The organism is Psychrobacillus vulpis (assembly GCF_006861825.1).
Lineage (GTDB): Bacteria > Bacillota > Bacilli > Bacillales_A > Planococcaceae > Psychrobacillus > Psychrobacillus vulpis.
The window spans coordinates 1-2,255 of the sequence record NZ_VDGI01000057.1 but is presented as its reverse complement, the minus strand read 5'-3'; the positions used below and the strand labels follow the sequence as shown (position 1 = coordinate 2,255).

The window sequence follows — 2,255 nt, the reverse complement described above, 5'->3', positions numbered from 1 at the left end:
GTCTACGCTTAAAGGCTAATGTTACCATTAGCCCTCCAAGACTCGCTACGAGTGAATGGCTAGTTCTTTCTCGACGGGAATCCCACCCGCTATATGATACGACCTAGGCTCGGCCGCACACCTGCTTCTTTAGTTAAAAAAAATAAATCTAACTTTCTTCTACTAAAGCCCTTGTTAGCTTAATAAGAACTTTTTACATTTCACCTTCTTTTATCCATGCCCATATTCGATAACTACCAAATACTGACACTAAGAAAAGTAAAATCATTAGTAAAACGTAAATTGATAATCTATTGATTTCTTGTAATCCTTCACTAATAGCCACTACCCACATGGATAATCCAAATAGCATCAAATAACAAAATACATTAGCGATAATCCATACGATTCTTAACTTTGTGTTTTTCAAAAATATTCCCCCTCAAAGTAAGTACGAATATCAGCAAGAATAGATTCCAAATAAGTATTTCCTTATTGAACAACCTGCCCCGTTACTTGAAGTAGAACAAGGCAATACTCCTTATTGAAGTTAAGCATCCCTTTCGTGCAATAACATTTTTCACATTTCAACTTCCTGAATTACAATGTTAGGGCAGTTAATTTCGGATAACAATTCATCTAAATTTGTTATTTCAAAAGGACAAACTACACCTTTCACATTTTTTTGTTCAGCAATTTTTGCTAATGAAGCAGTAACCATTGCTGTTGTATGATAATCGGAAGAAGTAGATAAAGACAGTATTCTCACCCTCTCATTGTTATCAACTATTCCTTTTACCTCAACAGTAAGAGAAGCACTTTCATTTTTATTGGGATTATGTTTTACTACCTTAGATAGAAATTTATTATTAAGCTTATGAATAATATCAATGAAGCCAATTTGTCTTAGTAAAGATACCTGTTTATTGAAAGCATTAACATTCCAAGAAGTCCAATAATTTATAGGATTAGTTCTTAATTTATCTTTTAACAAGATTTTCTCCGAATGTTCTATTAGTCTCACCTCTTTTTCTTTAAGGTGATTAAGAAAATATATTTTTCTTTTTTTAGTAAATCCAGATATAACTTTGTTTTCAAAATGTACTTGTTGAGTAATTATCTTTAACATATCTAAAATTCCAGATATTCCTGCTTTAGCATTAGTGTTTTGTAATAATCCAACGTTTATCTCTGTTACTTCTTTAAAATCTGAAACAGCTTTTTTTACCATTAAACCTGATAATCCAGGAAAAAATCCCGACATTACAACAGAACCTACATCATTATTTTCTGCACTTTGATTTAGTTCATTTACTTTCTCAACAAAGTCATAAAACGGGGTAACATCTACACATAATATCTTATTATCTATACAACACTTTTGTATATTCGGAATTTTCTGTTTTAATACAACTACTACAATGTCAATATCCTTAACCACTTGCTTTACATTTTCTTCTTCATTTACATCTAAATATTGGAATTGAACATTATTGTTAAAAGAATTTGCTAATTTCTTCCCTCTTTCAGTTTTATAGTCTGTTACTATTAACTTTATTTGATTATCAAATATCCGTAGTAACTCAATACAAACTAATTTACCAAGAACTCCAGATGCCCCGATAACCATAACTTTTTTCATGTATTTAATGCCTTCTCTCTATTTGGTTTTTTCCGAATAATAGAATTTTTTTATTGGGATTTATTGTTAAATTTATTCAGCTGATCTGCTCCTTTAGTTGAATAAGATCACCAAATTATTCGTTATATTTGACCTATAATTCCAAATAAAAATACTACATATATAATACCGAATACGACGGATAATAAGGAAATATATTTGAGAAAACCCTTTTCTTTTTTTAAGAAAGCTTTTCCTCCAAGGATTAAACCTACTAAATAAATAGTAAAGCCAATGAAAATTTCCCACATTCCCAAGAATTCTATTCTAATCGGAGGAAATCCCATTATTGATATGAAAATACCGAGAGCAATAAAAATTAATGAATAAACACTATACTTCTTTCTCATTTCTTCACCCCATCTACACTATTTATTTCTCCCCCCATTACAGTTTTCCCTCTTAAACTAATCTGCCCCTTTAGTTCAACAAGAAAAAAGAGCCGCCTAAGCAGCTCAACGATTTTTCACTAGTCGAGTAGAAGGGAACCTCTCTACCTTGCGGTAGATTGTGTTCCTCCCCCCTCACAGAACCGTGCTTGCGCTATTTACGCACACGGCTCTTCCAAGTCACCATTCACAAAATGTAGCCTAAT

General features: G+C 31.8%; 3 protein-coding genes. All 3 read right to left on the bottom strand.

Annotation, left to right across the window (positions count from 1 at the left end; genetic code table 11):
• Positions 1-193: 193 nt before the first annotated feature.
• The 3 genes from FG384_RS19440 to FG384_RS19430 all read right to left on the bottom strand — a co-directional run bounded on the left by FG384_RS19440 (position 194) and on the right by FG384_RS19430 (position 2,010).
• Positions 194-409, bottom strand: coding sequence for a hypothetical protein (locus FG384_RS19440; protein WP_240793505.1), 216 nt, complete (start codon positions 407-409; stop codon positions 194-196).
• 150 nt (positions 410-559) lie between these two features.
• Positions 560-1,621: a saccharopine dehydrogenase NADP-binding domain-containing protein gene (locus FG384_RS19435; protein WP_142644339.1), complete on the bottom strand. Its 1,062-nt coding sequence runs from the start codon at positions 1,619-1,621 to the stop codon at positions 560-562.
• Between the two features lie 122 nt (positions 1,622-1,743).
• The gene (locus tag FG384_RS19430) at positions 1,744-2,010 is read right to left on the bottom strand and encodes a hypothetical protein (RefSeq protein ID WP_142644338.1); all 267 of its coding nucleotides are present in this window, start codon (positions 2,008-2,010) and stop codon (positions 1,744-1,746) included.
• Positions 2,011-2,255: the final 245 nt, after the last annotated feature.